General features: G+C 74.1%; 1 protein-coding gene. It reads right to left on the bottom strand.

The genetic code is table 11. From position 1 onward, the window contains the following. The coding region (locus GT042_RS22415) for a condensation domain-containing protein (protein ID WP_161310520.1) at window positions 1–1,392 on the bottom strand (1,392 nt) is incomplete at both ends.

The raw sequence follows: 1,392 nt of genomic DNA on the forward strand, positions 1-1,392 counted from the left end.
GACGGTGTCGCCCCGGTGGCTGGGCACGGCGGGGCGCGGCCGGTCGAGCGGCAGGTCGAGCAGGTCGGGCGCGCCGCGCAACGCCTGCTGCCAGTAGGCGAGTTGACGGGCGGCCAGGCTGTCCGGGTCGCTGTCGTCGCCGAGCAGACGGCGCTGCCAGAGGGCGTAGTCGGCGTACTGCACACGCGGCGCCGGCCGAGCGGACGTGTCGCGCGCGCCCTCGGTCCTGGCCCGGTAGGCGGCGCCCAGGTCACGGCTCAGCGGGGCGAGCGACCAGCCGTCGGCGACCACATGGTGGAGGACGAGGACCAGGATGTGGCGGGCGGGTTCCAGGCGGAGCAGGTGGGCGCGGACGGCGACGTCACCGGCCAGGTCGAAGGGCACGGCGGTCAGCCGGTCCACCGTTTCCCCGGCCCAGGCGTCCGCGGACTCCCCTTCGGGAGGTGTCTCCACGACAAGAGGGACGAGCGACGGGGCAAGCCCCGCGTCCAGGACTTCCTGGCGAGCGACCCCGTCGTCCTCGGCGAAGACGGTACGCAGGCTCTCGTGCCGTACGACCACGTCGGCCAGCGCGCCGCGCAGGGCGTCAGGGTCCAGCGGACCTTCGAGTTCCAGGACGAGCGGCACGTTGTAGGTGGCGCTGGGGCCTTCGAGTCGGTTGAGGAACCACAACCGCTGCTGCGCGAAGGACAGCGGCACCGCGTCGGGCAGGTCCTGCGGGAGGAGGGCCGGCCGGCCCACCCCGGAGGTGTCGAGGACAGCCGCGAGCGAGGCGACCGTGGGGTGGTCGAAGAGGGTACGGAGGTCGAGTTCGGCGCCCAGGGCGGCCCGGGTCCTGCCGATGAGACGGGTGGCCAGCAGTGAATGGCCGCCCAGGGAGAAGAAGTTGTCGTCCACGCCGACGGCGGCCATGCCCAGGACGTCGGCGAACAGGCCGGCCAGGACCTCTTCGTAGGCCGTGCGCGGAACACCGCTCGTGGTGACGGCGGCGCGGGGCACGGGCAGCGCCCGGCGGTCGACCTTGCCGTTGGCGTTGAGGGGCAGCGCGTCGAGCGGGACGAACGCGGACGGCACCATGTACGCGGGCAGCGTGCGCCCCAGTCTCCGGGCGAGGTCGGCCTCGTCCGGCCGGGCGCCCGGAGCGGGCACGACGTAGGCGACGAGTCTGCGGTCGCCGGGTATGTCCTCGCGGACCAGGACGCACGCGGCGCGCACCTCCGGGTCGGCGGCCAGGGCGTTCTCGACCTCGCCCGGCTCGATGCGGAACCCGCGGAGTTTGACCTGCCCGTCGGCCCGTCCGACGTACTCGACGGAGCCGCTCTCGGTCCAGCGCACGAGGTCGCCGGTGCGGTACATGCGCCCGCCGCCCGCGTCGTACGGGTCGGCGACGAA

The organism is Streptomyces sp. SID3212 (assembly GCF_009865405.1).
Classification (GTDB): domain Bacteria; phylum Actinomycetota; class Actinomycetes; order Streptomycetales; family Streptomycetaceae; genus Streptomyces.